Origin of the sequence: Streptomyces sp. NBC_01012 (assembly GCF_045162755.1) — a bacterium.
GTDB lineage: Bacteria > Actinomycetota > Actinomycetes > Streptomycetales > Streptomycetaceae > Streptomyces.
The window spans coordinates 6970632-6995172 of sequence record NZ_CP108688.1 but is presented as its reverse complement, the minus strand read 5'-3'; the positions used below and the strand labels follow the sequence as shown (position 1 = coordinate 6995172).

27 protein-coding genes, 1 pseudogene and 1 riboswitch are annotated in these 24541 nt (G+C 70.9%); of the genes and pseudogenes, 13 read left to right on the top strand and 15 right to left on the bottom strand.

The window, feature by feature from the left end:
• The first annotated feature begins 120 nt into the window (after window positions 1-120).
• Window positions 121-972: a helix-turn-helix domain-containing protein gene (locus OG623_RS31320; RefSeq protein WP_406150958.1), complete on the top strand. Its 852-nt coding sequence runs from the start codon at window positions 121-123 to the stop codon at window positions 970-972.
• Window positions 969-1175 (top strand): DUF397 domain-containing protein, encoded by a 207-nt coding sequence (locus OG623_RS31315; protein WP_406150957.1) that lies wholly within the window; start codon window positions 969-971, stop codon window positions 1173-1175. Before OG623_RS31320 ends, OG623_RS31315 begins: the two co-directional genes overlap by 4 nt.
• 27 nt (window positions 1176-1202) lie before the next feature.
• Here OG623_RS31315 and OG623_RS31310 read toward each other — a convergent pair whose 3' ends face one another.
• The gene (locus OG623_RS31310) at window positions 1203-1844 is read right to left on the bottom strand and encodes an SMI1/KNR4 family protein (RefSeq protein ID WP_406150956.1); all 642 of its coding nucleotides are present in this window, start codon (window positions 1842-1844) and stop codon (window positions 1203-1205) included.
• Between the two features lie 223 nt (window positions 1845-2067).
• Between OG623_RS31310 and OG623_RS31305 the strand changes: the two genes are divergently transcribed.
• On the top strand, window positions 2068-4422 hold the full coding sequence (locus OG623_RS31305; RefSeq protein ID WP_406150955.1) for an exo-alpha-sialidase: 2355 nt from the start codon (window positions 2068-2070) through the stop codon (window positions 4420-4422).
• A gap of 11 nt (window positions 4423-4433) precedes the next feature.
• Here the strand turns inward: OG623_RS31305 and OG623_RS31300 are convergent, their stop codons facing one another.
• The gene (locus OG623_RS31300; RefSeq protein WP_406150954.1) at window positions 4434-5402 is read right to left on the bottom strand and encodes a DUF4862 family protein; all 969 of its coding nucleotides are present in this window, start codon (window positions 5400-5402) and stop codon (window positions 4434-4436) included.
• The gene (locus tag OG623_RS31295) at window positions 5399-6169 is read right to left on the bottom strand and encodes a FadR/GntR family transcriptional regulator (protein ID WP_406150953.1); all 771 of its coding nucleotides are present in this window, start codon (window positions 6167-6169) and stop codon (window positions 5399-5401) included. Before OG623_RS31295 ends, OG623_RS31300 begins: the two co-directional genes overlap by 4 nt.
• Before the next feature lie 263 nt (window positions 6170-6432).
• Between OG623_RS31295 and OG623_RS31290 the strand changes: the two genes are divergently transcribed.
• The 3 genes from OG623_RS31290 (at window position 6433) to OG623_RS31280 (ending at window position 8221) form a co-directional block, all read left to right on the top strand.
• Window positions 6433-7002: a DUF6232 family protein gene (locus OG623_RS31290; RefSeq protein ID WP_406150952.1), complete on the top strand. Its 570-nt coding sequence runs from the start codon at window positions 6433-6435 to the stop codon at window positions 7000-7002.
• Window positions 6999-7337 carry a hypothetical protein gene (locus tag OG623_RS31285; RefSeq protein ID WP_406150951.1) on the top strand — a complete coding sequence of 113 codons (339 nt, stop codon included), beginning with the start codon at window positions 6999-7001 and terminating at the stop codon, window positions 7335-7337. Before OG623_RS31290 ends, OG623_RS31285 begins: the two co-directional genes overlap by 4 nt.
• A 173-nt stretch (window positions 7338-7510) precedes the next feature.
• On the top strand, window positions 7511-8221 hold the full coding sequence (locus OG623_RS31280) for a lysophospholipid acyltransferase family protein (RefSeq protein WP_406150950.1): 711 nt from the start codon (window positions 7511-7513) through the stop codon (window positions 8219-8221).
• Between the two features lie 20 nt (window positions 8222-8241).
• Here the strand turns inward: OG623_RS31280 and OG623_RS31275 are convergent, their stop codons facing one another.
• Entirely contained in the window at window positions 8242-9300 is a 1059-nt protein-coding gene (locus tag OG623_RS31275) for a sodium:calcium antiporter (RefSeq protein ID WP_406150949.1), read from the bottom strand.
• A gap of 222 nt (window positions 9301-9522) precedes the next feature.
• Between OG623_RS31275 and OG623_RS31270 the strand changes: the two genes are divergently transcribed.
• Window positions 9523-10572 carry an NAD-dependent epimerase/dehydratase family protein gene (locus OG623_RS31270; protein WP_406150948.1) on the top strand — a complete coding sequence of 350 codons (1050 nt, stop codon included), beginning with the start codon at window positions 9523-9525 and terminating at the stop codon, window positions 10570-10572.
• 84 nt (window positions 10573-10656) lie between these two features.
• Here OG623_RS31270 and OG623_RS31265 read toward each other — a convergent pair whose 3' ends face one another.
• From OG623_RS31265 to OG623_RS31230, 8 genes are all read right to left on the bottom strand, one after another.
• Window positions 10657-12234 carry an alpha/beta hydrolase gene (locus tag OG623_RS31265; RefSeq protein WP_406150947.1) on the bottom strand — a complete coding sequence of 526 codons (1578 nt, stop codon included), beginning with the start codon at window positions 12232-12234 and terminating at the stop codon, window positions 10657-10659.
• A gap of 151 nt (window positions 12235-12385) precedes the next feature.
• Complete coding sequence (locus OG623_RS31260; RefSeq protein WP_406150946.1) at window positions 12386-13174, bottom strand: urease accessory protein UreD; 789 nt, start codon at window positions 13172-13174, stop codon at window positions 12386-12388.
• Window positions 13171-13848: an urease accessory protein UreG gene (gene ureG / locus OG623_RS31255; RefSeq protein ID WP_406150945.1), complete on the bottom strand. Its 678-nt coding sequence runs from the start codon at window positions 13846-13848 to the stop codon at window positions 13171-13173. The genes OG623_RS31260 and ureG overlap by 4 nt, the downstream gene beginning before the upstream one ends.
• 74 nt (window positions 13849-13922) lie before the next feature.
• Window positions 13923-14591, bottom strand: a complete 669-nt coding sequence (locus OG623_RS31250; protein ID WP_406150944.1) for an urease accessory protein UreF — start codon at window positions 14589-14591, stop codon at window positions 13923-13925.
• A gap of 15 nt (window positions 14592-14606) precedes the next feature.
• Window positions 14607-16328, bottom strand: coding sequence for an urease subunit alpha (locus tag OG623_RS31245; RefSeq protein WP_406150943.1), 1722 nt, complete (start codon window positions 16326-16328; stop codon window positions 14607-14609).
• Window positions 16321-16632, bottom strand: coding sequence for an urease subunit beta (locus OG623_RS31240; protein ID WP_406150942.1), 312 nt, complete (start codon window positions 16630-16632; stop codon window positions 16321-16323). Before OG623_RS31240 ends, OG623_RS31245 begins: the two co-directional genes overlap by 8 nt.
• Window positions 16633-16646: 14 nt before the next feature.
• Entirely contained in the window at window positions 16647-16949 is a 303-nt protein-coding gene (locus OG623_RS31235) for an urease subunit gamma (RefSeq protein WP_406150941.1), read from the bottom strand.
• Window positions 16950-17087: 138 nt separating this feature from the next.
• A complete protein-coding gene (locus tag OG623_RS31230) occupies window positions 17088-17708 on the bottom strand; it encodes a TetR/AcrR family transcriptional regulator (RefSeq protein ID WP_406150940.1) in 621 nt (206 codons plus the stop codon).
• A 109-nt stretch (window positions 17709-17817) separates the two neighbouring features.
• Between OG623_RS31230 and OG623_RS31225 the strand changes: the two genes are divergently transcribed.
• Window positions 17818-18813 carry an ABC transporter permease gene (locus OG623_RS31225; protein WP_406150939.1) on the top strand — a complete coding sequence of 332 codons (996 nt, stop codon included), beginning with the start codon at window positions 17818-17820 and terminating at the stop codon, window positions 18811-18813.
• Window positions 18814-18987: 174 nt separating this feature from the next.
• On the opposite strand, the pseudogene OG623_RS31220 reads toward OG623_RS31225, so the two are convergent.
• Window positions 18988-19278, bottom strand: a pseudogene (locus OG623_RS31220) (type II toxin-antitoxin system Phd/YefM family antitoxin); the annotation flags it as partial.
• Window positions 19279-19366: 88 nt separating this feature from the next.
• On the opposite strand from OG623_RS31220, the gene OG623_RS31215 reads away from it, so the two are divergent.
• From OG623_RS31215 to OG623_RS31205, 3 genes are all read left to right on the top strand, one after another.
• On the top strand, window positions 19367-20002 hold the full coding sequence (locus OG623_RS31215) for an ATP-dependent Clp protease proteolytic subunit (protein WP_406150938.1): 636 nt from the start codon (window positions 19367-19369) through the stop codon (window positions 20000-20002).
• 7 nt (window positions 20003-20009) lie between these two features.
• Window positions 20010-20318, top strand: coding sequence for a hypothetical protein (locus OG623_RS31210; protein ID WP_406150937.1), 309 nt, complete (start codon window positions 20010-20012; stop codon window positions 20316-20318).
• Window positions 20319-20680: 362 nt separating this feature from the next.
• Window positions 20681-20853, top strand: a riboswitch (cyclic di-AMP (ydaO/yuaA leader).
• Window positions 20854-20856: 3 nt separating this feature from the next.
• Entirely contained in the window at window positions 20857-21327 is a 471-nt protein-coding gene (locus tag OG623_RS31205; protein ID WP_406150936.1) for a C40 family peptidase, read from the top strand.
• Window positions 21328-21345: 18 nt separating this feature from the next.
• On the opposite strand, the gene OG623_RS31200 is transcribed toward OG623_RS31205, so the two are convergent.
• Window positions 21346-22002 carry a LysE family translocator gene (locus OG623_RS31200; protein ID WP_406150935.1) on the bottom strand — a complete coding sequence of 219 codons (657 nt, stop codon included), beginning with the start codon at window positions 22000-22002 and terminating at the stop codon, window positions 21346-21348.
• Window positions 22003-22074: 72 nt separating this feature from the next.
• On the opposite strand from OG623_RS31200, the gene OG623_RS31195 reads away from it, so the two are divergent.
• The gene (locus OG623_RS31195) at window positions 22075-22989 is read left to right on the top strand and encodes a LysR family transcriptional regulator (RefSeq protein WP_406150934.1); all 915 of its coding nucleotides are present in this window, start codon (window positions 22075-22077) and stop codon (window positions 22987-22989) included.
• 15 nt (window positions 22990-23004) lie between these two features.
• Here OG623_RS31195 and OG623_RS31190 read toward each other — a convergent pair whose 3' ends face one another.
• Window positions 23005-23436: an ATP-binding protein gene (locus OG623_RS31190; RefSeq protein WP_406150933.1), complete on the bottom strand. Its 432-nt coding sequence runs from the start codon at window positions 23434-23436 to the stop codon at window positions 23005-23007.
• Window positions 23437-23665: 229 nt separating this feature from the next.
• Here OG623_RS31190 and OG623_RS31185 point away from each other — a divergent pair, with 229 nt between their 5' ends.
• A complete protein-coding gene (locus tag OG623_RS31185) occupies window positions 23666-24523 on the top strand; it encodes a helix-turn-helix domain-containing protein (RefSeq protein WP_406150932.1) in 858 nt (285 codons plus the stop codon).
• Window positions 24524-24541 lie beyond the last annotated feature (18 nt).

Sequence of the window (24541 nt, the reverse complement as noted above, 5' to 3'; positions counted from 1 at the left end):
GCACGGTTGTACGGGTCTTGTACGGGCTCTGTACGGGTAGGCGGCCGTGCCCCGGGTGATGTCACTCACGTTGATGTGTGGAGGGGCGTACGCACCGGTGGCCGAGGGGACGTGAGGGCTGTGCGGGAGACCAGGAAGGACCGCGCGACGAGCGCGAAGGCGGAGGCGGACAGCGACCTGCCCGGCGCGTGGGTGGCCTACGGGACGCTCCTGCAACATCTGCGCAAGCGGGCCGAGTTGAACCAGCAGGCCCTGGGCGAGGCCATCGGCTACTCGCTGGAGCAGGTCGCCTCGGTCGAGCAGGGCCGCCGCCCGGCGAAGGAAGCGTTCACCGAGGCGGCGGACAGGGTGCTGGACGCCCGGGGAGTGCTGGAGGTGCGCCAGCCCGGTGTGGACCGGGCGAAGTTGCCCCGGTTCTTCCGCGGCTTCGCGACCATCGAGGCGGAGGTGCTGAGCCGGTTCTCGTACGATCCGCTGCTGGTGCCGGGCCTGTTGCAGACCGAGGCGTACGCGCGCGCGGTGTTCGCGGGCCACTGCCCGCCGTTCAGCGAGGAGATCGTGGACCGGCACACCGAAGCGCGGCTGGGCCGACAGAAGTTGCTGACACGGGACCCGATGGCCGAGCTGTCGTTCATCATCGGCGAGGAGGCGTTGCGTGACCCGGTGGGTGGCCCGGAGATCATGCGGGGACAGTGGGTACGCCTGCTCCAGGCAGGTGCGTTGCGGAATGTGGAAGTGCAGGTGATGCCCACCGGCCAGGGGTTCCATCCCGGTAAGAACGGGCCGTTCGTGACGGTCCAGACGAATGAGCACGAGCACCTCGGGTATTTCGAGTCACAGGGTGTCGGGTGCACGGTGAGCAAGCCATCGGAGATCAGCGCGTTCGGGCTGCGATATGGCAAGCTGCGATCGCAGGCGCTGAATGTCGAGGAGTCTGCGCGGCTCATCGAACGGCTGGTGGGAGAGACATGAGCGTGGAGCGAATGACCGGAAACGCGGACGGGCTGCGCTGGTTCAAGAGCAGCTACAGCGGATCCGACGGCGGTGACTGCGTCGAGGTCGCCGTGAGCCGCGGCTCGGTCCACGTACGCGACTCCAAGGCCGCGGGCAACGGCCCCGCCCTGCGCATCGGCCGCGACGGATGGGCGGCGTTCGTCTCGCACGCGGGCGCGTAGCGCGGCGGTACGGACGGTCGGTGGGCGTCAGCCCTTCGACTTCCGGTGCTGTTCCCAGGCGTCCCGGACCTCCAGGGAGATCCGCCCCCGGGGCCGTACGTCGTAGCCGCGGGCCCGTGCCCAGGAGCGGATCGACCCGGTGTCTGCGGGGCGTGCGGGTGCGAAGCGGGCGGGCTTCTCGGCGAGGTCGTCCGGGAAGAGAGGGACCTCCTCGCTGCCGTCGAGGACCGCGGCGAGGAAGGCTGTCAGGGTTCCGTCGTAGGTGAACCAGCCCGGGCCACGGGCCTCGTTGACCGCGATGCGCCAGCGGTCGGGGTCTCCTGAGGGGTCCGTGATCCAGAAGAGGTACTCCCCGTTGCCGGTCACGGCGCACGCGAAGAGCGTCTCCGGATCGTACGGAACGGGATGCGTGCCCTGTTCGTGGTCCTTGCTCAGCCGCGCACGGAGTCTGCCGGGCATGGGGCCCGTGAGGTCGACGTACTCCGTCGCCCCGTGCGGCTGGTAGACGTGGACGTAGTCGTTGAACGCTCCGGGCCCGTATCGCTCGGCCAGCTGCTTGTAGTCCTGCGGCAGCGGCGTGCCGAGGTTCGCCTCGATGGTCTCCCAGCGAGGTTTCGTGGCGCGGCCCGGAGGCGGGCAGAGCTTGGTGAGAGCGGTCATTCCAGCCATCGGCCCAGTGTGGCGGACGAAGGGGAGTGGTCGCACGACATATGGGGCTATGGAGCCCGAATGAGAGTTTAGGCACGTGGCGGTGCCCCGCCCAGCGCCTGAACCCGCACTTCATTGACGGACATCTGACGTCTTATGTACGGTCACGCATGGGCCCGTGGGGGTTCCGGGCGCCGGATCCGGCTGGTTCCGGAGATCGGCGCCGGCCGACCGAGAGGAACGTATGCGTACCGACGCTGCCGCACCCCAGATCCGGATCGACGCCCGTGGTGGCGCGGCCGAACTCGTCGTCGACGCCCGGACACTCGCCCTCGCGGCGGGCGACGCGACGGGAACGGTCCAGGTCGATGTGGCGACGACGATCGACGGTCCGCTGCTCGCGATCCGCGGTGAGCGCGGGTCCCTCACCCTCACGGTGACCGACGGCCGCGTGGACGGATCGATCAGGTGCCAGGGAGAGGTGCGCCATCTGGACGCCGAGGACACCGTGGGGATCGACGACGGGCGGGTGCACAGCGTCGCGGTCACGGTCGACGCGACCGGAACCCATCTGTTCGTGGACGGCTATGAGGCATTTTCGGCCACGACGACAGCGTGGTTCGCCGCTCTCGGGCCGACTTCGATCGAGGTGGACGCGCAGGGCATCATGACGCCGTCGCGCCTGACCGTCTGGGACGCGCCCCTCACGGCGAACGCCGTGGTCGCACAGTCCGTCGTGGAGAAGCCACTTGTGGAGTTCTCGGCGGCCGAGCTGTCCCCCCGCGACGCCCGGCGCCTCGGCTCACTCGACGAGGGCTCGATCCGCGCACGCTGCCGTACCCGCGGCCTGGGCCAGGGAGGCGTCATCCTCCAGGGCGGCGGTACGGCCGGCACCCTGACCCTCGCCATCGACGACGGCGACCTCACCTTCGCCGTGACCGCCGACGGCGCCGAGGTCGCCGGCGTCCGCGCCCCGGGGCACTGGGACGACGGCCACTGGCACGACATCGTGCTGGTCAGCGGGCGCGGCGCCCTCGACCTGTACGTCGACGGCTTCCAGGTGCTGCACGCGGCCGGCACCGCCTTCTTCCAGGACATCGGCCAGGTGGAGCGTGTGGTCGTGGGGGCCGACCTCGTGGGCACCCGTCTGTTCGGTGAGGCGCAGACCGCGGCGATCCATGAAGCGGTGCTCTCCGACCACCAGGTCAAACGGCTCGCCTCGGTCGAGCCGCTGGAGACCCGGGCCCTGTTCGACACGGGCCTGGAGGGCTCGATCAGTTATCGCATCCCGGCGCTGCTGACCCTCGGATCGGGTGTGGTCATCGCCTGTGCCGACCAGCGTGTCAGTATCGCGAACGACTGCCCCAACGACATCAACTTCGTCGTACGGCGCAGCCTGGACGGCGGCGGCAGCTGGGAGCCCGTCCGCACGGTCCTCCGCTATCCGGGCAGCGGTCGTCTCGGGACGTCCGTGAGCGACCCGGTGATCGTCCAGGACCGCGAGAGCGGCCGGGTGACGGTGCTGATCGACCAGTTCCCCGGTGGGTACGGGCAGCCCAACGCGGAGGTGGGCACCGGGTACGACGAGGGCGGGCGGATGATCCTCACCGACCGGGACGGCGCCGTGCACCTGCGCGAGGCGGACGGCAGTGTCGTCACGGCCGACGGGGAGGAGTCGCCGTACCGGGTCGCGGACGACGGGACGGTCACCCGGACGGGGAAGGCCACGGGAAAGACCGGGGGGAAGGCCGGAGGGAAGGCCGCGGGGAACATCCACCTCGCCGCGGGTGTGGACCCCGACGAGTCGCTGCTGAGCGTGCGCACCTCGTACGTCCAGATGATCTGGAGCGACGACGACGGGGCGACCTGGAGCGGCCCGGAAGACCTCACGCCGCAGGTGAAGGAGGGCTGGATGCGGTTCTTCGGAGCTTCCCCGGGCAACGGGATCCAGCTGACGCGCGGCGAGCACCGGGGCCGCGTCCTCATGCCGGTCTACTTCAACCACGAGGAGGGCCGGACGTTCTCCTGCGCCGCCGTGCTCAGCGATGACGGGGGCAGGAGCTGGCGGCGCGGCCGGTCACCGAACGACGGTCGGGTGCTGGACGGCGTCGAGCTGTCGTCCCGTGACCTTGATGACGGCCGGGCTTCGCTGTACGAGTCCGTCCTCGTCGAGGGTGGCGACGGATCGGTGCACGTCTATGCGCGCAACCAGCATCCTTCGGGTCGGGTCGCACACGCGTCGAGCACGGACGGTGGTGAGAGCTGGGGCGAGGTCGGGTTCGATTCGCAGCTTCCCGAGATCTTCTCGCAGCCCAACGCGATCACCGTGACCCTCGACGACGGGCGCGGGGCGACGGTGTTCGCCAACGCCTCGCAGCTGTTGCCGTTCCGCGGGCGTGGCGTGCTGCGGATGTCCTTCGACGACGGCCGGACGTGGCCGCACAACCGGGTGCTCAACCCCCGTCACCACGTCTACCAGTCGATGGCGCAGCTTCCCGACGGACGGCTGGCCGTGCTGTGGGAGCGTGAGTGGCAGGGCCTGTTCCTGACGGTCCTGCCACTCACGTGGCTCACGGCGTCCCGGAGTACCGACAGCTGAGACCGTCGGCCTCAGCGCCGTACGGTGGCCCCGGCTTCCGCGCCCGCCGGGGCCACCGTGCGCCCGGGCAGGAGCCCCATGACATGGCCCACGGCGGTGAGCCGCTCGTCGACCGTGGCGTCGCCCGGCACCTGGATCTTCGCCCCCGCGTAGGAGTACGCGCCTTGGGCCGCCCGGAGACAGCGGCGTACCTCGTCGGCGTCCATGAGGGAGGCGGGCTCGTCCTCGGTGAGGGGCAGGTGCGCGTCAGCCCAGGGGCCCCCGTACCTGTTCGCTGTCGGGCCGGCGCCGGAGAACATGACGCCCTCCAACAGTCCTTCGGAGACGAGGCGTTCGATCTGGGCGAGTGGCCTGGCCCGGTCCTGTGCCTCGATCGCGGAGCGGCCCCAGTTGACGGTGATGCCGATCCCCGCGTCGCGCGCGAGGGGGATTTCGTCCTCCAGCGCCAGGAACCGCTTCTCGCCGGGGACGTCCGGCGCGTACGCGTCGCAGTGCTCCAGGACGAGCCGGGTGGACCAGGCGCCGTCGGCGGATGCGCCCGCCGCGATCTCTCCGAGAGAACGGGCGAACATCTCCCCCGTGGCGGTCGTCGAAGGCGCGGTGTGGATGTGGACGGCGGAGACCGACTGCTCGCCGGTGAGCTGGTTCAACTCCTCGGCGGCGACACGGGCTTCGCGAAGGAAGGCGAGTGCTGCCCGGCGGCCGTCGGGGTCTCCCGATGCCAGCCCGAAGGTGCCCGAGATCCCCACGCGCGCCATCGTGCCGGGAATCAGGGTGATCACCGAGCGGGTGAAACGGCCGCGCGTCCGTGCGGCCAGCCAGGGCAGGTCGTCCCCGAGGCCGTCGCGGAGGAACGGGATCTCCAGGCCGTCGGCGATCCCCCGGCCGGCGAGCTCCTCGTAGAAGCGCTCCTGGTCGGTGCGCGGGGAGGGCAGTGCCGCGTACGCGCCCACCAGGGCGGCGGGCCGTGCTGTGGTCATGGTGTCGAGTCTCCGGTGGTCATGGGCTCCGTCACGCCGAGCGCCTTGCCGATGGGGTCGTAGTGAGACGTGAGCGCCGCGTGGAAGGCGAGGACGTCGCCCGCCTCGGCCGCGTCGAGCATGAGCCCGTGCGCCCGCGCCGTCTGGTCCATGTCGGCCGCGACGGAGAGCCCCAGGGTGGGCACCACGACGGTGTGCACCTCCCAGAACGCGCTGACGAGCTGTCCGATCAGGGCGTTGTCCAGCCGTGCCAGCAGTCCGGTGTGGAAGGCGCGGTCCTGCTGGGGGAAGGTGCGCCCTTCCCCGGCCACGGCGACCATCTCGTCCACCAGCGCGTGCAGGTCGGGGTTGGACGTGCCGGCCAGGCTCGCCACGATGCGGTCGGCCATGCCGTGGTCGAGTGCCTGGCGGATCTCGACGACGTCACGCAGTGCGCGCAGGTCGTCGCCCGGGCTCAGCACACCGCGGAAGACGAGCATCTCGACCAGGGCGTCGAGCGACATGGCGCCCACATATGTGCCGTGGCCGTGGCGGACATCGACGATGCCGAGCGTCGACAGCGTACGAACCGCTTCCCGCACGCTGGAGCGCGAGACGTTGAGGCGCTCGCAGAGTTCGGCCTCCGTGGGCAGCAGGTCGCCGGGGCGCAGGCCCTCGACCAGGATGAAGTCCTTGATCTGGCCGGTGGTGGTAGCCCGCCGCGAGGCGCTCGCTCCGCGCGGCGCCTCGGGCGCGAGCTCCCTGAAGCTCCGCTGTGCTGCGGCCATCGTTCCCCCTCGGTTCGCCGTCCTGAGGGGGATCCTACCTAAGATCAGACGTCAGATGTTCTGAGCGGCGCTACGTGCCGGTCGCGCTGTCCTGAACCTGACTTGTGGGGCAAGTGATTCGGCTGCCTAATAGGGCGCGAGGTTGAGCGACCGCGTCTCGGGGGGAACAGATGGGAACGCCTGAAGCGCCACCACCACCGCCACCGAAGCCGACGCACCCCCCTGCGTCGCGTCCGTGGAAGGGGGCACGCGCGCGGGCCGGCGTGACGCCCGCCGCGGCAGCGCCGCGCATCCCGCCCCAGGGCACCCTCGTCATCAGCAAGCGGCTGCTCTGGGTACGGGGGGCCGCCTACCCGCTGGAGAACATCGTCCGCGTCTACACCTTCGAGCTGACGCCTCGCCGTGGAGCGGCGTTCACACGGTTCCTGAAGCGGGGCGGGGCCACCCTGATCTTCCTGCTTCTTCTGACGTGGTTCTCGGACACGTCCAGGTCATCGTACGGATCTTCCGATTCCGACGGTCTGGCTGACTTCCTGCTGGCTGTCGGTGTGGTCGTGCTCACCTACTTCGCCGGTGAGATGGCGAGTGTGGTCTTCGCCAGGAGCCACCCTGTCCTCGCCGTCGAGACGAACGGCCGGTCCACGGCTCTGGTGACGGGAGAGATCGGCTACCTGAACGGGCTGGTGTACGCGATCGCCGAGGCGATCGACCTGCCGGACGCGGAGTTCCACGCCACGGTGACCTCACTGTCCATCACCAACTACGGCGACTACCATTTCGGCGACACGGCGAACATCTACGGTGGTTCCGGGCACACGGGGGTCGTGAAGTGACGGGCGACAACTACCACTTCGGGGACTCGGTCAACATCCACGGCGGTGACGGCCACACGGGCATCGCCCACCATCATCATGCCCCGCAGCCGAACCTCGACGAGACGCTTCGGGCCGTGATCGAGATGGCGCGGGCGCTGCGCGGCGATGTCTCCGACGAGGGCAGGGCCTCCATCGACGGCGCGTTGCCCGCCCTCGCGGCCGGCGGGTCCGCAGGACCCCTCGCGCGACGCCGCTCGCTGGCGGCCATCGCGGCCGTCGCCTCCGGCGTCGGGGCGATCGGCCAGCCACTTCTGGACACCGTAAAGTCCGCACTCGAACTCCTGGGCCGCTGATCGCGCGGTCGCCCCTCGGCGACGTCGCCGGGTTCGGCGACGATCAGGCCCGGCAGGTCGTACGCGTAACACAGCTACGATCAGTCGCCACAAGGGACTACGAGTTCGTCACACCGTGTGTGGACTGGCAGAACGCGGCCAACAGCCCGGTCCGGAAGACTAGGAGAGAAGCTGTGTTCTATTACGTTCTGAAATATGCGGTGCTGGGGCCCCTGCTCCGGCTCGCGTTCCGGCCCCGTATCGAGGGGCTCGAGCACATCCCCGACGAGGGCGCCGCGATCGTCGCGGGCAACCATCTCTCCTTCTCGGACCACTTCCTGATGCCGGCGATCCTCAAGCGCCGCATCACCTTCCTCGCGAAGGCCGAGTACTTCACCGGCCCCGGCATCAAGGGCAGGCTGACCGCGGCCTTCTTCCACAGCATCGGGCAGATCCCCGTGGACCGCTCGGGCAAGGAGGCGGGGCAGGCGGCGATCCGCGAGGGGCTGGGCGTCCTGAGCAAGGGTGAGCTGCTGGGCATCTACCCGGAGGGCACCCGCTCGCACGACGGACGGCTGTACAAGGGCAAGGTCGGCGTCGCGGTGATGGCGATCAAGGCGGGGGTTCCGGTCATCCCCTGTGCGATGGTCGGCACGTTCGAGATCCAGCCGCCCGGACAGAAGGTGCCCAGCATCAAGCGGGTCACGATCCGCTTCGGGGAGCCGCTGGACTTCTCCCGGTACGCCGGTCTGGAGGACCAGAAGGCGGCGATCCGCGCGGTCACGGACGAGATCATGTACGCCGTCCTCGGGCTCTCGGGACAGGAGTACGTCGATGAGTACGCGGCCAAGGCGAAGGCGGCCCAGGCCGAGGAGTCCAAGAAGCTCCCCCGCAGGTCACGCTGAGACGGTGGGCTGGGGCACCGTCAGTCCAGGATGGGGATGAGCCCCAGCCCGAAGACGACGTAGAAGAGCGCCGCCACGGCCAGCCGTCCCGGAGTGAGCCTGTGGGCGCGCATCGTCAGCAGGAGGTAGACGATCGCGGCCATGGTGATCAGTCCGGACCAGAGCAGGGGGCCGTCGAACTTCCAGGTGGTGAAGAGCAGCCCCAGGCCGCTGGGGACGGTCGCCTGGATCATCATGGCGCCGGAGATGTTCGCCAGGGCGAGCCGGGTCTTGCCCTGACGGACCCAGATGATCGCGTTCATGACCTCGGGCAGCTCCGTCGCGATCGGTGAGAGCAGCAGTGCGGTGACCGCGGCCGGGAGTCCGAGCATCGGGCCGATCGTGTCGAGCTGCCTCACGAACAGCTGGGACGCGAGGAAGATGACGGCCAGTGCGGCCAGGGTCTGGACGACGACGGCCCAGGTCGCCGGGGCGTCGGCCCGGGGCTGGAGCTTGAGGGGCTCAAGCTCCTCGTGCTCGTCGCCGTCGTCGCCGCGGCGGATCTCGTGCCAGAAGTAGACGGCGTAGGCACCGAAGAACAGCAGGCCGAGCACGGGCTTGAAGGCGAAGGTGACCAGGCCGAGAGCGACCTTGACGACGAAGACGGGCAGGAACCACTTCTGGTCCTTGGCCAGCCGCCTCATGTCCTTCGCGGCACCCAGCGCATCGACTCCGTCGGTGTCGCCGGCCCCCGCGCCGGCCTGTGTACTGCCCGCCGCGGGGGTCGGAGCGTCGTCCTTGCGGCGTTCGATGTGGAGCATCACGCCGGTCACGCCGTAGGCGACCGTGGCCAGCGCGAGCGGGCCGCCCATCGCCGCCCCCACGCCGATGTTCTTGGCCTCGTCGTCGGCGCCCGTCGTGACCGCGACCAGCGTCACCACCGATTCCGGCAGCGCGGTGCCGAACGCGGCGAGGATCGTGCCGACCGCCATCCTCCCGACGTCGAGGCGCTGCCCCAGCCACTCCACCGCGTTGACGAACCACTCGCACGAGAGATAGATCGCCACCGCGCACACGATGAGCGACACGAAATGGATCACACCGACCGCCCGGTCCTCCCGCGACGTGCGTACAGCGCCGACAAGGAGCCGGGCCTCTCGCCCACCCGGCCGATTCTGCACGGGTCCGGGCACCGGGAGCCGTAAGGACTCCCGCATGTCGACGACCGGTTCCCGGGGCTGCTCCCCCGCGCTGCATGTGCGGAATCTGCTGTGGGCCGAGACCTCTGGTCCTGCCGCCGGGCCCGCCGTAGCGTCTCCCGCATGAGCAGAGGACGAGCATTCGTACTGGGAGCCACGGGGCAGATCGGCCGACCCGCGGTCCGGGCCCTGGCCGAGGACGGCTGGGAGGTGACCGCCGCCTCGCGGGGCGGCGGCCGGGACGACGGCTGGGACGACACGGTCCGCGCCGTCGCCCTCGACCGCGAGGAGGAAGGTGCACTGGAGGCCGCGCTGGGCGACGGCTGTGACCTCCTCGTCGACATGGTCGCCTTCGGCCAGGGCCACGCCGCACAGCTCGCCGGGCTCGCCGGCCGTGCGGGTTCCGCCGTCGTCCTGTCCAGCGGCGCGGTCTACGAGGACGACAAGGGCCGCAGCTTCGACACACAGGAGGAGCCCGACGGCTTCCCGGAGTATCCGGTACCAGTCCGGGAGTCCCAGCCCACGGTGGCGCCGGGGGACGCGACCTACGGCACGCGGAAGGCCGCGCTGGAGCAGGAGCTGCTGGCCCTGGGCGACGCGCTGCCGGTGACGCTGCTCCGGGCGAGCGCGGTACACGGACCGCACTGCCGGACGCCGCGCGAGCTGTACTTCGTCAAACGGCTGCTGGACGGGCGCGAACGAAGGGTCCTCGCGTACGGCGGGGAGAGCCGCTTTCACCCGGTCCATGTGTCCAACATCGCCGAGCTGATCCGCCTCGCGGCGCTGCGCCCCGCCTCCCGGGTGCTCAACGCCGCGGACCCCCAGGCCCCGACCGTCGCCGAGATCGGCGCGGCCGTCGACGGTGTGCTGGGCCGGGAGACCGAGACGGTGCTGGTGGCGGGCGCGCCGCCCGAAGGGGACGTCGGGGGCACCCCGTGGAGCGTCGCCCACCCCGTCGTCCACGACATGTCGGCCGCCGCACGGGAGTTGGGCTACCGCCCGGTGACGGGGTATGTCGAGTCACTGCCGCGGACCGTCGAATGGCTCGTCGCACAGCTCGAAGGGCGCGACTGGCGGCAGGCGTTCCCGAAGATGCTGAGCAGCTACGGCGAGGGGCTCTTCGACTACGCGGCGGAGGACGCCTGGCTCGAGCGGTACGACAGGAGGGCGTGAGCGAGCGGCGCCGCACGGACGCCGGGGGGGGGTGAACGGGCGGCCGCCGGACTTCATCGGCCGCCCGCTCACGTCAGGTGGTGATCACGGCGTCGGTGTGGCGTGCGGGGCGCACGTCACATCGCGCCGGTCGGTCTTCCCCGTGAGCAGGTAGGTGTCCACCCGCTCGTTGACACAGGGGTTGACCAGGCCGGTGACACCGTGCGAACCGGCGCCCTCCTCGGTGATGAGGCGGGAGCCCTTGAACCGCTTGTGCAGCTCGACGGCGCCGGCGTAGGGGGTGGCGGCGTCGCGCGTGGACTGCACGAGCAGCACCGGGGGCAGGCCCTTGCCGGTGTGGACGTCCAGCGGGGTCCGCTGCTCGGACGGCCAGGTCGCGCACGGCAGGTTCATCCAGGTGTTGGCCCACGTCATGAACGGGTTGTCCTGGTGCAGCCGGGTGCTGTCGCGGTCCCACTTCTTCCAGCTGGTGGGCCACTTGGCGTCCGCGCACTCGACGGCCGTGTACACGGCGTTGCCGTTCTCCGCGCTGATGTTGCCCGCGGTGTCCGACAGGTCGGGTGCCGCGGCGTCGATCAGCGCCTGGGTGTCGCCGCCCAGGTAGTCGCTCCAGACCTGGGCGGTGGGTGCCCAGGCGGAGTCGTAGTACGGCGCGCTCTGGAAGAATCCGATGAGTTCGGCGGGGCCGAGTACGCCGCCGATCGGGCTCTTCGCGGACGCGGCGCGCAGGGTCTGCCACGCCTGCTCGACCTTCTCGGGCGTGTCACCGATGTGGTAGGCCGCGTCGTTCTCGACCACCCACTCCTTCCAGTCGTTCCAGCGCGTCTGGAAGGCGATGTCCTGGTTGAGGTTGGCCTCGTACCAGATGTTCTGCTTCGCGGGGTTGACCACGCTGTCGACGACCATGCGGCGTACGTGCGTCGGGAAGAGCGTGCCGTAGACCGCGCCCAGGTAGGTGCCGTAGGACACGCCCAGGAAGTTGAGCTTCTTCTCACCGAGCGCGGCGCGGATGACGTCCAGGTCGCGTGCGGTGTCGGGCGTGGTCATGTGCGCCAGCATGTCGCCGCTGCGCTCGGCGCAGCCCTCGGCATACTCGGCCGCCAGCTTGCGCTGGGCCCGCTTGTCGGCCTCGCTGCCGGGCACCGGGTCGGCCTTCGGGGCCTTCACGAACTCCTGGGGGTCGACGCAGGAGATCGGCGCGGAGTGGCCGACCCCGCGCGGGTCGAAGCCGACGAAGTCGTACGCCTTCGCGGTCTTCTTCCAGAGAGGGTTCTCGGTGACGACGCGGTTCGGGAACGCCATGCCCGAGCCGCCGGGGCCGCCGGGGTTGTAGAGGAGCGCGCCCTGGCGTTCCTTCTTCGTGCCCGTGCTGACGTGGCGGTCGACCGCGAGCTTGATCTGCTTGCCGCGCGGCTTGGTGTAGTCGACCGGAACACTCACCCAGCCGCACTGGATGGGCGCGGATATCGCCCAGTCCTCGGGGCAGTCCGCCCAGTCGATGCCCGTCTTCGCGGCCCGCGCGGCGGCGATCTGGACCCCGCGCGCCTCCTGGCCGCCGTGGTGCGGGCCCTCGGCGCCTGCGGCGGGCACGACTGTCGCCCCCGCTATGAGCGTGCCCGCGATCAGTGTGCCGGCCGAACCGAGCACCGCAGTGCGTCTCACGTGGAACCTCCCCCTGTGTGCCGCGCCGCCGGTGGCGGCGCGTTGGTCATGTCCAGGCCGATCCTTTCGTCTGTGAGGCCACCGGGAACAGGGCGTACGCATGTTTCTTTACCGAACCAATAACCGGTGCACCCTGTCCCGCTGAGCGAACTCACGCTCCTCGGCGCGCGTTCGTCTCCTTCAGCAGACCTTCGAGCGCCTCGTCCAGCACCGCGCGCAGCAGCCGCGCGTCGGCCGCGAGCGCTGTCACCAGGACCGCGGGCCCGGCCAGCGGGGTGAGCACAGCAGTGGGCCCGAGCAGTCGCGGCGTGGGCGGCGCGTGGCCGAACGTGGGGTCGACGACGAGCAGTTGCCCGACGGCTCGGTGGCCGCCCAGGACGGCGGCGCCGTCCCAGCCGCCGGGCGCTCCCGGCCCGTACGCCAGCTGCTGGTCGAGGAGGGCCCGCCCGGCTCTCCGGACGGTCAGGCGCGTGGAGAGCCGCCCTGTGTGTTCGCCGTGCCGGCCCAGCACCTGTTCCTCGCGCAGTACCAGGCGTGCGGTAACGGCGAGTTCGGCCCGGGTGGTCATGTCGAGCGCACTGCCCTGCGCCGAGACGACCTGTTCGGGGAGCCAGTGGAGTTCTGCCCCCTCCCCCACGCCGAGCCGCACGTCGTACGAGGCGGGGCGGCCCGCGTCCGGGCCTGCCCCGGGCAGTGCCACGGTCGCGGCGGCGGAGTCCACCGTCACCCTCGCGCCGTCACCGGCCAGGGCATCGACGGCGAGCCGGTCGCCGCCGAGCGGTGCACTCATCGCGCCGACCACGGTGACGCGCGCGTACGCGGGATCCGGGGACCTGGTCCGGCGCAGGGCGAGCGGTCCCTCGCTCTCCAGCACGGGAAGCGCGGTGGATCCACGGCCGTCGGCGGCGGCCGTGATCCGGGCGGTGGCCGTGACGCTCATGCGGTCCAGTCCGCGAGCCGCGCCCGCACCCAGTCGGCGACGGGTGCGACGCCGTCGGCCCCGGTCAGGGAGGTGAACACCACCGGCAGGTCTCCGCGTTGTGCCGCGGCGTCGTCGGCCATCCGGTCCAGGTCGGAGCCGACGTAGGGGGCGAGGTCGGTCTTGTTGACGACGAGCAGGTCGGCGGTGGTGACACCGGGACCGCCCTTACGCGGGATGTCGTCGCCACCCGCGACATCGATGACGAAGACCTGGGCGTCGACGAGCCCCTTGGAGAAGGTCGCGGTGAGGTTGTCGCCGCCCGATTCGACGAGGATCAGATCGAGGGGCCCCACGGCGTCCTCCAGGTCCTCGACGGCTTCGAGGTTGGCGGAGATGTCGTCCCGGATCGCGGTGTGCGGGCAGGCGCCGGTCTCGACGGCCTGGATGCGCTCGGGCGGCAGCACCGCGTTGCGGAGCAGGAAGGCGGCGTCCTCTCGGGTGTAGATGTCGTTGGTGACGACGGCGATGGACACCCGGTCACGCAGCGCGCGGCAGAGGGCGGCGACGGTCGCCGTCTTGCCCGATCCGACCGGCCCTCCCAGGCCGATCCGCAGCGCGCGACGGCTGCCGTCGGGGCGCGTGGAGTCGGCGCTGACGGCGGCCGGGGCCTGGTGCGCGTGGTCGAGATGCATGGGTGCGACTCCTTGGTGAGGACGGGGTGGTTCGGGGCGGCGGGGGTGGTTCGGGGCGGGGGTGGTTCGCGGCCTCAGGATGCGAACAGGCGGACGGGCCAGGCCGCGTGGGCCTCGGCCGCGATGTCGAGCAGCGGGGCGGAGGCGGCCGGCAGTGCCTCGATGCCCTGGCCTGCGGCCTCGGCGGCCTGCTCGGCGACCCGGTCGAGGGCGGGCGCGAGCCGGGCGAGGACCGCGGTGGCCTCGAAGGGGTCGAGTGACAGCAGGCGCACCACCGCCGTGGCGGGCCCGCTGACCGTTTCGTAGGCCACGCAGTGTGCGGCGTCGGCGGCTCCCAGGCCTGCGGCGTGCGCCGTGAGCCCGAGGACGACGGGCTGGTGGGCGCCGCGTGGCCTGGCCTCGGCGAGCGCGGCCAGTGCGGGGCTCGGCCAGGTGGCCCGCGCCGCCCTCATGAGCTGCCGGCCGAGTCTCCGGGCGACGTTCCTGAGCGCGGGCGACGGTGTCCGGGCGTCGGCCGCCTCGTCGAGGGCGAGCGGGTCGATGCCCTGGGCCGCTGCGGCGGCCAGGGCCGCGGAGGTCAGTCCTGTGGTGTGGAGCCGCCCCAGACAGAACGCCTCAAGGTCCTGGGCGTTCCGCAGGTGTCCCGCCTTGACGGCCGCTTCGGCGCCACCGGAGTGGGCGTGCCCGCCGGCGGGGAACCGGCCGTCGGCGAGGACGAGCAGGGCCGCGCGCGTGGTCGTCACGTAACCGTCCCGCCCTCAGAAGAGGAAGTAACGCTGGGCCATGGGGAGTTCGGCGGCCGGAGCGGGTTCGACCGGGTCACCGTCGATGGTGACGGCGAAGCTGTCGGGGTCGACCTGGACCCGGGGCAGGGCGTCGTTCTCCCGCATGTCCGCCTTGGTGACGCCGCGCGTGCTGGTGATCGGCACGAACTCCTTGCCGAGCCCCAGCCGCTCCGCCAGTCCGTCCTCGACGGCTGCCGAGGACACGAAGTTACGGGAGTTGGCCGCGGGAGCCCGGCCCATGGCACCGAACATCGGTCGGGGCATGACCGGTTGGGGCGTGGGGATCGAGGCGTTGGCGTCGCCCATCTGTGCGTAGGCGATCTGGCCGCCCTTGATGACGGTCTGCGGCTTGACGCCGAAGAACGCCGGATCCCACAGCACGAGATCGGCGAGCTTGCCGGTCTCGACGGAGCCGATCTCCTGGTCGAGACCCTGGGCCACGGCAGGGTTGATGGTGTATTTGGCGACATAGCGACGTGCGCGATGGTTGTCGGCGGGACCGTCGCCCGGGAGGGCACCGCGCCGTCGCTTCATCACATGGGCGGTCTGCCAGGTACGCAGGATCACCTCGCCGATACGGCCCATGGCCTGGGAGTCCGAGGAGATGATCGAGATGGCTCCGAGGTCATGGAGGATGTCCTCGGCCGCGATGGTCGAAGGCCGGATCCGGGACTCGGCGAAGGCGAGGTCCTCCGGCACCGTGGGGTTGAGGTGATGACACACCATCAGCATGTCGAGGTGTTCCTCGATGGTGTTGACGGTGTGCGGCCGCGTCGGATTGGTCGAGCTGGGCAGGACGTGGGGCTCCGAGACCACACTGATGATGTCGGGAGCGTGCCCACCACCCGCGCCTTCGGTGTGGTAGGCGTGGATGGTGCGCCCCGCGACGGCGGCCAGCGTGTCCGCGACGAACCCGGCCTCGTTGAGCGTGTCCGTGTGGATGGCCAGCTGGGCCCCGGTCTCCTCGCACACGCCCAGGCAGGCGTCGATGACGGCGGGGGTGGCGCCCCAGTCCTCATGAATCTTGAACCCCAGTGCTCCGGCCCGCAGTTGGGAGTGCATGGCGTCCCGGGACATCGTGTTGCCCTTGCCGAGCAGACCGATGTTGACGGGACTGCCGTCGAGCGCCTCGAACATCCGGGCAAGGTGCCAGGGGCCCGGGGTGATCGTCGTGGCCTTGGTCCCCTCGGCCGGGCCCGTGCCTCCGCCGACCAGCGTGGTGATCCCGGAGGAGAGCGCCTGGTCGACGAGGGTCGGCGAGATGAAGTGGACGTGTGCGTCGATGGCCCCCGCGGTGATGAACTTGCCGTTGCCCGCGATGATCTCGGTCTCGGGTCCGATGACCAGCTCGGGGTGGACACCGTCCATGGTGTCCGGGTTCCCGGCCTTGCCGATCCCGGTGATCCGGCCGTCACGGATGCCGATGTCGGCCTTGACGACACCCCAGTGGTCGATGATGACGGCGCCGGTGACGACGGTGTCCGGGGCGCCTTCGGCGCGCGTGGTCCGCGCCTGGCCCATCGATTCACGGATCACCTTGCCGCCGCCGAACACGGCTTCGTCCCCTGCGTGTCCGGGGCCGCCCGAGCGGTCCTCCTCGATCTCGACGAGGAGACAGGTGTCGGCGAGCCGGATGCGGTCGCCGGTGGTGGGCCCGAACAGATCGGCGTACACGGGGCGGCTGAGCTCAGGCATCGAGGGGACCTCCGGTGTCGCCACGCAGTCCGGGGACGGTGCGCAGACCTGCGAGCGGGACGAGTTCGACGTCGACGGGGATGCCGGGCTCGAAGCGCACGGCGGTTCCGGCGGCGATGTTCAGCCGCAGCCCGCGGGCCGCCCGACGGTCGAAGTGCAGACCGGGGTTGGCCTCGGCGAAGTGGTAGTGCGAGCCGACCTGGACGGGCCGGTCCGCCGCGTTGAGTACGGTGAGACGGGTGACGGGGCGCCCCACGTTGAGCGCGACCCGATCCTCCGCGAACAGGATCTCTCCGGGAATCATCGGTCCCTCCCCCGTCAGACGATCGGTTCGTGGACGGTGACCAGCTTGGTGCCGTCCGGGAAGGTGGCCTCGACCTGGACGTCGTGGATCATCTCCGGGATGCCGTCCATCACGTCGTCGCGGGTGAGGATCCTCCTGCCGGAGGCCATCAGTTCGGCCACGGTCCGTCCGTCGCGGGCACCTTCGAGAAGGTGCGAGGTGATCAGCGCGATCGCCTCGGGGTGGTTCAGCCGCAGTCCGCGTGCCCTGCGCTTCTCGGCGACATCGGCGGCCACATGGATGAGCAGGCGCTCCTGTTCGTGCGGAGTCAGTTGCACGCTTCCACCCTCTTCGTCTTCCGCCCGGTACCTGCCCCGGGCGCGGCGGGACCCTGCCCTTCCTTCAACATTCTGTTGAACAGGAGGAGGATTCCGCGACCAGGTAGGGCACGTTAAGGCGGAAGTTTTTCCGGCGCGTTAACTGCTCTTGGGTGGATCCATGGACATCAGCGCCCGCAGACCGTTCTCCAGGACCTCCGGCCGGACCCCGCCGAAGAGCGCCTCCTGCGCGATGAACCCCTGGGCCGCGGCGATCAGGGTGCGGGCGACATCGTCGGACGGCACATCCGCACGCATCAGCCCGGCCGCCCGGTAGGCGTCCACCAGCTTCCCCCAGGCGGCGCGCATGCCGGCGTAACCGTCGTCGAGCGTCTTCGCGAGGCGCTCGTTGCCCATGGTCTCGGCCCAGACCTGGAGGACGAGCGCGGCACACACCCGGCGCTCCATCCCGTACACCTGCCGGTCGAACACCCCGCGCAGCACCCTGCCGAGCAGCCGGTCCGGGGTGGGCGGCGGGGTGAGCTCGGCGGCCTCCTCGAAGGCGCGCCGGATACTGCCGAACGCCTCGTCCGCGATGGCCGCGATCAGATCGTCCTTGCCCGAGAAGTAGCGGTAGACGGCACCTGCCGACAGCCCGACCTCCTTCAGCACGTCCTGCATGGAGGTGCCGTGGAAGCCGTTTCGGGCGAAGCAGCGCGCGGCACCGGCGAGGATCTGCCGGCGGCGGGCGTCGAGGTGCTCCTGGGATACGCGTGCCATGGAACCAATGTAAAACGAACGTTCCTTCTTGACAAGGGTCCGGAACGGCGGGGACAGTGACGGGAACCCTAAAACGAACGATCCTTCTCTTTGAATTGAGGCAGTCACCATGTCTGCTGCGCCGAACCGCCGCGCGCTCGCGGTCATCCTCCTCGTCCCGCTGATCGTGACGCTCAGTCTCTGGGCGTTCGCCTGGCCCGCCGCCCGGATCGCCCCACGCGATCTGCCGGTGGGCGTCGCGGGTGCGGCACCGGCGGCCGACCAGCTCCAGCGGCAGTTCGAGCAGCGCGAGGGCGCCTTCGAGGTCCACCGTTACGCCGACGAGGCCACGGCCCGCGGGGCGATCGAGGACCGGACCGTATACGGCGCCCTGGTCATCACCGAGAAGGGCCCGCGGCTGCTCACCGCATCGGCGGCGAGCCCCGTCGTCACCCAGCTGCTGACCGCCGCGGCCGAGGGAGCCGCCCCCGAGGGGACCTCCATACCGGTCACCGATGTCGTCGCGGCACCCGAGGCCGATCCGCGCGGCGCCGCGCTCGGTGCGAGCCTCCTCCCGCTGGCCCTCGCGGGCGTCGCCGCCGGGGCGCTGGTGATCGTCATGAGGCTGCGCGGCACCCGGGCGGTCGTGGCACTCGTCGGTGCGGGGGCCCTGGTGGGTGTCGCCGCCACGGCGGTGGCCCACAGCTGGCTGGGCGTGGTGACGGGTGACTGGTGGACGGAAGCGGGCGCCATCGGCCTCACCGTGCTGGCCATCGCCTCGGGCGTCGCGGGCCTCGCCGCACTGCTCGGCCCGAAGGGCATCGGCGTGGGCGCCCTGCTGATGGTGCTGCTCGGCAACTCCTTCTCGGGTGTCACGAGCGCCCCCGAGCTGCTGCCCGAGCCGGTCGGGGCGATCGGTCAGTGGCTCCCGCCGGGCGCGGGCGGCACCCTGCTGAGGTCGGTCGCGTTCTTCGACGGCGCCGCCGTCGGCGGGCCCGTGCTGACCCTGGCGGTGTGGGCCGCAGTGGGCCTGGCCGCCGTACTGCTCGGCGGCCGCCCGCGCGGGGCTGCCGAGGCCGGCCCCGCGGAAACGGCCGACCGCCCCGAACCGGCCCTCACCCGCTGACGGGACACCTCCCGGACGAGCCGCGCCCCCGCCAGGACTGGCCGGGGTGCGGCTTCTCGCGCTCCCGCACCGCCGCGCACCCGGACGGGGTCAGCGCCCCCGGTCCTCCGGGCGACGGCGCTCGGGGCCGCCGTGCCCGGAAACGTGGTGCTCTGGGCCGCGGTACTCGGAGCCGCCGTGCCCGGAGCCATGGTGCTCGGCGGCGATCCCGAAGCGGTGCCGTTCGCCCGGAGCGGACGACACGGAGCCGAAGGAGGACACCGAACTGATCGCCTGCTCCTCGGCCGCCGCCTCCCGCGCCGCCGCCTCGTCATCCTCAAGTCGTTGCAGGTCAGCGGCGGATACCAGGGCGACCAAAGGCTTTCCGTGCCGCGTCACCACCACACGTTCACCCCCGTAGACGACACGGTTGATCAGTTCGGCGAGGTCGGCCCGGGCCTGCGTCACCGGAATCTCGTAAGCCATGGACCCATCTTAACCTCCTGTACGTCCTGTACGTCCTGTACATTTTGTACGTACGCCGATTCGCTGCGATCCGAGGAGAGGCACCGCCATGTTCCGTCCCGCCGCCCGCTACGTCCTGCCCGAGTTCACCGAGCGCACCGCCTACGGGTCCCGGAGCGTGGATCCGTATTCGAAGCTGCTGTCCGAGCGGATCGTCTTTCTCGGCACACCCGTCGACGACACCGCGGCGAGCGACCTGATCGCGCAGTTCATGTACCTGGAGCACGCGGAGCCCGACCGGCCCCTGTCCCTCTACATCAACTCACCGGGCGGCACCTTCAGGGCGATGACGGCGGTCTACGACACGATGCGTTTCCTCACCTGCGACGTGGAGACCTTCTGCCTCGGCCAGGCGAGCTCAAGTGCGGCGGTGCTGCTCGCGGCAGGCGCGCCCGGACGCCGACATGCCCTGCCCGGCGCCCGGGTAGTCATCCAGCAACCCGCCCTGGACGAGCCGATGCAGGGCCAGCCGTCCGATCTCGACATCCAGGCACGCGAGTTGGAGCGGGAGCGGGAGCTGCTCGTCACGATGCTGGCGCACCACACGGGGCGTGCCGCACAGGAGATCGGCGCAGCCATCGAACGGGACACCATCCTCGACGCCCCGGCCGCCCTGGCGTTCGGAATGGTGGATCACATCACGCAGAACCGCACACTGTCCCAGCCGCCGCACCCCGCGAGGTGAACGCCCGATGCTCTCACCCCAGTTCCCGCCGCTCCCCGCGCTGACCCGTGCCGAGGCCGAGTTCATCGACTGCTATCTGGAGGTGCTCGACCAGCTCGGCCGCATCAACCCGGCCCGAGGCAGCGACACCTACGGGGCGCTCCGGGCGGCCCAGGCCCTCGCGTCCCGGGCCACCGCCCTGCGGGAGGCACTCGTGTTGATGCATGAGCGGGGTGAGTCGCGGATCCACGCGGACACGCTGGCAAGGGCGCTGCGGGCGCTGGACGGCGAGCGTCGCGCCGGGCGGGTCGCCGTGCCACCCACCCCGTCGAGTTGAGCGCTTCGCCGACCGAATCGGCCACCTGACCCGCGTTTCGGCGCCTTTTCGACACGCCCGGTCGGCCGATGAGTTTCCCTCGCTCGATCGGCGTAGGTGCTCCCCCGGCCGAGGGACGGCCCAACTTGCGCGACTGGTGCGGACACTGAGCGGAATCTGTCGCTCCGCTGCTGGTGCGCGGCTGGTCAGGCATGTCCGTCACGGATCGGGAACGCCCGCGTCCACCCGATCGGATCAGTCGTGACGACTCTCACTTATGGCCAGTTCAGCGAGGAAATCTGACAGTTCATGCGTAAAGATCCCTGGGACGACAAGCCCCCGCCACCGCGGCGGGGCGGTCCGGGCGGACGCCGAGTCCTGCCGCTGTCCGGATGCCTGGTCGACAGAAGTGGATCGGCAGGAGTGGAGGACCCGAGCACATCGGGCCGCCCGGTCATCCGGACGGCCCTCGGGGTGAAGCCGCACCGCGCGGCCGGGCAACTTCGCCAGCCCGAACCCGACAGGTCATCCTTCACAGGCGGCTGACGAAGGGTTGCGCATGACTGCGCAGGTTCATGTCCCGTCTCTGTTCGCCCGGGTGGGTACGGCCTCGGTTCTGACACTCGCCGTGGGCACCACCATGATGACCCCCGGTTTCGTGAACGACGCCGAGGCCGCCGCCCATTCGACGAAGGCACTCAAGATCGCCGCTTCGAAGAAGGGCGCGCCCTACAGATGGGGCGCCACGGGCCCCAGCCGTTTCGACTGCTCCGGGCTCACGCTCTACGCGTTCAAGAAGGCCGGCAAACAACTACCCCGCACCGCACAGCAGCAGTACAACAAGACCCGCCATATCTCCAGGTCGCAGCGGAAACGCGGCGACCTGGTCTTTTTCCATGGCGGCAGCGGTGTGTACCACGTCGGCATCTACGCCGGCGGCGGGAAGATCTGGCACTCGCCGAAGACCGGCGCCGTGGTGCGGCTGGAGAAGATCTGGTCCAGCAGCGTCCTGTACGGGAGGGTCGCCTGACGCCCCTCCTCGTCCGGTTCAGCGCAGCAGGGGCCCCGTGACCAGCACAAGCCCCAGCGCGGTGAGCGCCGTGCCGCTGCCACCCTCGATCGCACGGGTGGTACGCGGCCGGCGCAGCCACCGGCCCAGCCGGTCCACCAGCAGGGCCACGGCCGGGAACCAGAGGAGTCCGAGCAGGACGACCACCGAGGCCAGCAGCACGGTCCTGGGCAGGGGCGGCTCCCCGTCGGGGACGAACTGGGGCAGCAGGCTGAGGAAGAGCACCGGCGCCTTCGGATTGAGGGCGTTGGTCAGGAAGCCCTGGCGCAGCGCACGTCCGAGCCCCGGCTGCGTCCTGTCCTCGGCCTCGTCCTCGGCCTCGGTGCCGGCTCCGGCGGTCGCCCGTCGTGCCCGTCGCCGCATGGCGCACAGGCCGCTGATCCCGAGGTAGAGGACGTACGTCCCACCGAGCAGTTGGAGGGAGCGGAACAGGACGGGCACCGTCACGAGTACGGCGGCGAGGCCGGCTGCGGCCAGCGCGGTATGCACCACGAGTCCGCCGACGACTCCCAGCGCGGTGGCGAGCCCGGCCCTTCGGGACGCCAGCGCGTTGCGTACGACCACGGTGAAGTCGGCGCCCGGAAGCGCCACCATCCCGGCGGCCACGGCGACAAAGGCGAGCAGCTGTGCGTCCATGCGCCCACCCTGCCTGCCCAGGCCCCCTAGCATGTACTTGCAATCTTGTGGGTCTGCCAAAAGGAACGCTTAATGTACGACCCGACACGGCTGGCCGCGCTGGTGGCGGTGTCCGAGGCCGGCTCGATCACCCGCGCCGCCGCGCGGCTGGGTTACACCGCGCCCGCACTCTCGCAGCAGCTGGCCAAGCTGGAGAAGGAGGCCGGAGCCGCGCTCCTGGTCCGCCACCACCGCGGGGCGCGGCTGACGGCGGCCGGCGAGCTGCTGGCGGGCAGGGCCAGACGTGTGCTGGACGAGATGGACCGGGCGCGGCACGAGCTGGCCGGGCTGGCGGGCCTCTCGGGCGGCCGGCTGCGGGTCGGCACGTTCGTGACGGCCGGGATCCATCTGCTGCCGCCGGTACTCACCGCGTTCCGGCGCGCCCACCCCGATGTGGAGCTGGCCGTCACGGACCACGAACCGCCCGCGGGGGTCGCCGCCGTGGCGGCGGGCGACGCGGACCTGGCGCTGACCCATGCGTACGAGCCCGCGGCCACCGAGCCGCTGCCCGCGGGGGTGTTCGCCGAGCCGCTGCTCGTCGAGGAGCTGGTGCTGGTCACCGCGCCCGGCCAGATGTTGTCCGAGGACAGCTGGCCGTTGCCCGTGGCCGAGCTCGCGGGCCGGCCGCTGATCAGCAGCGCGCCCGGGCATCCGCCACGGCGCGGGGTGGAGCGTGCGCTGGCCGAGGCGGGGGCCACCCCCGCCGTGGTGTGCGAGTCGCCCGGCTACGCACTGGTGTGCGCCCTGGTCAGCGCCGGGATCGGCATGGCGGTGGTGCCCGAGATGGTGGCCGCGACATCCCCGGCGCCGCTCGCCGTGCGGCGCCTGGAGCCGGCCGCTTTCCGGCGGACGATCTCCATCGCTCACCGTGGCGAGCGGAACACCCCTGCGGCGACGACGCTGATGGCACTGCTGCGCAGTGGCTTCGGCCGGGCCACCGCCCCCTGAGAGCCCCGCGAGGTGTCAGGTCTGCGCGGGAACCGGCCAGGGCAGGGCGATCGACACGGTCTTGCCGCCGTCCGGGGTGGAACAGACGCCGAGCCTGCCGCCGTGCTCCTTGGCCAGGGCCCGGATGATCACCATGCCGCGGCCGTTGTCCTGCCGGACCGCGGCGGGCAGCCGCTGGGGCCAGCGCGGGTGGCTGTCCGTCACTCCGAGATAGAACTCCACGTCCCGGTCGAGGCGGAGGTCCACCGTGAAGGTCGGTGACTGCCCGAAGGTGTGCTGAACGGCGTTGGTCGCGAGCTCCGAGACGATCAGCCGGATGGTGTCGGCGGTGTCGCCGTCCTCGGCGAGGCCCCATTCGGCGAGCACCCGGCCCACGTATCTGCGGGCCGCCGAGACCGATGCCGGATCGCTCGGCAGAGTGACGGTTGCTTCCTGATGGTCTGCCATGGCGACGCCGTCCCTTCCCGACCCGACCGCCCCGTGGCCGGCCTGGGTTGTGCTTCGCGTCAGACTGCCACCCGTGCCGCCCTCCATGACGGCGATCCACGAAGATATGCATATATCTGTCGCTCATTACGGTGAACTATGCCCCCCGAGCCCTTTACGGGCGTAACACTGGCCCCTCTCCGAGCCGGACCCGCGCGGGCGGCTCTTCGTACAACGAGAGGACGCCATCATGCGAAACGGCCCAGCGGTACGCCGTCGCAAGCTCGGGGAGGAACTGCGCGGTCTGCGCCACACCTCCGGACTCACGAGCCGGGACGCAGCCGGGATGCTGGGCTGGCACCAGTCGAAGGTGAGCCGGATCGAGACGGGGGCGACCGGGGTGACACCCGGTGATGTGACCCGGCTGCTCGACGCCTACGGCGTGGACGACCGGCAGTTGCGCTCGCTGCTCCAGTCGCTCGCCGGCTCGGCCGGTGGAGGCGGAAGCGGCTGGTGGCACGCCTATCGCGGCCTCATCCCGCCCCAGTACCGCGACTTCATCAGCCTGGAGTCCCAGGCCGTCGCCGCCCGCACACTCGAGACCTCGGTGGTCCCCGGCCTCCTGCAGACCGCCGACTACGCGCGCGCCGTGACCCGGTCCACGCTGGACGGCCTGCCGCCCGCACAACTCGACTCCCTGGTGGAGGTCAGGCTCGCCCGGCAGAGCGTCCTGCACGCACCCAGGCCGCTGCGGCTCAGCGCCGTACTGGACGAGGCGGTGTTACGGCGGGGGGTCGGCGGCCCCCGGGTGATGGGGGAACAATTGCGCCATCTGGCTCGGGCGGCAGAACTACCGCATGTGACGCTGCAGTTGCTCCCGTTCGAGGCCGGGAGCTATATCGGCCTCACAGGGCCTTTCGTAATTCTCTCTTTTCCGAACACTTCTGATCTAGATGTGGTCGTTCTTGACCATTTGACGAGTAGCCTCTATCTGGAGCGGGGAGAAGACCTCGAGGCGTACAGCTCGGCCTTCCGCACGATGCAGGCTCACGCGCTGTCGCCCGCGCGTTCGCTCGACCTCATCGCCGCGGCAGGACGCGGTGGTTGACGGAACCTTCAGACTGCC

Excerpts from the sequence above, each read along its gene's own strand:
- OG623_RS31300 (WP_406150954.1), bottom strand. The coding sequence starts at position 5,402 with ATGACCACAGCACGGCCCGCCGCCCTGGTGGGCGCGTACGCGGCACTG.
- OG623_RS31315 (WP_406150957.1), top strand. The coding sequence starts at position 969 with ATGAGCGTGGAGCGAATGACCGGAAACGCGGACGGGCTGCGCTGGTTC.
- OG623_RS31240 (WP_406150942.1), bottom strand. The coding sequence starts at position 16,632 with ATGATTCCCGGAGAGATCCTGTTCGCGGAGGATCGGGTCGCGCTCAAC.
- OG623_RS31260 (WP_406150946.1), bottom strand. The coding sequence starts at position 13,174 with ATGAGCGTCACGGCCACCGCCCGGATCACGGCCGCCGCCGACGGCCGT.
- OG623_RS31230 (WP_406150940.1), bottom strand. The coding sequence starts at position 17,708 with ATGGCACGCGTATCCCAGGAGCACCTCGACGCCCGCCGCCGGCAGATC.
- OG623_RS31205 (WP_406150936.1), top strand. The coding sequence starts at position 20,857 with ATGACTGCGCAGGTTCATGTCCCGTCTCTGTTCGCCCGGGTGGGTACG.
- OG623_RS31210 (WP_406150937.1), top strand. The coding sequence starts at position 20,010 with ATGCTCTCACCCCAGTTCCCGCCGCTCCCCGCGCTGACCCGTGCCGAG.
- OG623_RS31200 (WP_406150935.1), bottom strand. The coding sequence starts at position 22,002 with ATGGACGCACAGCTGCTCGCCTTTGTCGCCGTGGCCGCCGGGATGGTG.
- OG623_RS31225 (WP_406150939.1), top strand. The coding sequence starts at position 17,818 with ATGTCTGCTGCGCCGAACCGCCGCGCGCTCGCGGTCATCCTCCTCGTC.
- OG623_RS31215 (WP_406150938.1), top strand. The coding sequence starts at position 19,367 with ATGTTCCGTCCCGCCGCCCGCTACGTCCTGCCCGAGTTCACCGAGCGC.
- OG623_RS31245 (WP_406150943.1), bottom strand. The coding sequence starts at position 16,328 with ATGCCTGAGCTCAGCCGCCCCGTGTACGCCGATCTGTTCGGGCCCACC.
- OG623_RS31185 (WP_406150932.1), top strand. The coding sequence starts at position 23,666 with ATGCGAAACGGCCCAGCGGTACGCCGTCGCAAGCTCGGGGAGGAACTG.
- OG623_RS31270 (WP_406150948.1), top strand. The coding sequence starts at position 9,523 with ATGAGCAGAGGACGAGCATTCGTACTGGGAGCCACGGGGCAGATCGGC.
- OG623_RS31190 (WP_406150933.1), bottom strand. The coding sequence starts at position 23,436 with ATGGCAGACCATCAGGAAGCAACCGTCACTCTGCCGAGCGATCCGGCA.
- OG623_RS31305 (WP_406150955.1), top strand. The coding sequence starts at position 2,068 with ATGCGTACCGACGCTGCCGCACCCCAGATCCGGATCGACGCCCGTGGT.
- ureG (WP_406150945.1), bottom strand. The coding sequence starts at position 13,848 with ATGCATCTCGACCACGCGCACCAGGCCCCGGCCGCCGTCAGCGCCGAC.
- OG623_RS31195 (WP_406150934.1), top strand. The coding sequence starts at position 22,075 with ATGTACGACCCGACACGGCTGGCCGCGCTGGTGGCGGTGTCCGAGGCC.
- OG623_RS31295 (WP_406150953.1), bottom strand. The coding sequence starts at position 6,169 with ATGGCCGCAGCACAGCGGAGCTTCAGGGAGCTCGCGCCCGAGGCGCCG.
- OG623_RS31310 (WP_406150956.1), bottom strand. The coding sequence starts at position 1,844 with ATGGCTGGAATGACCGCTCTCACCAAGCTCTGCCCGCCTCCGGGCCGC.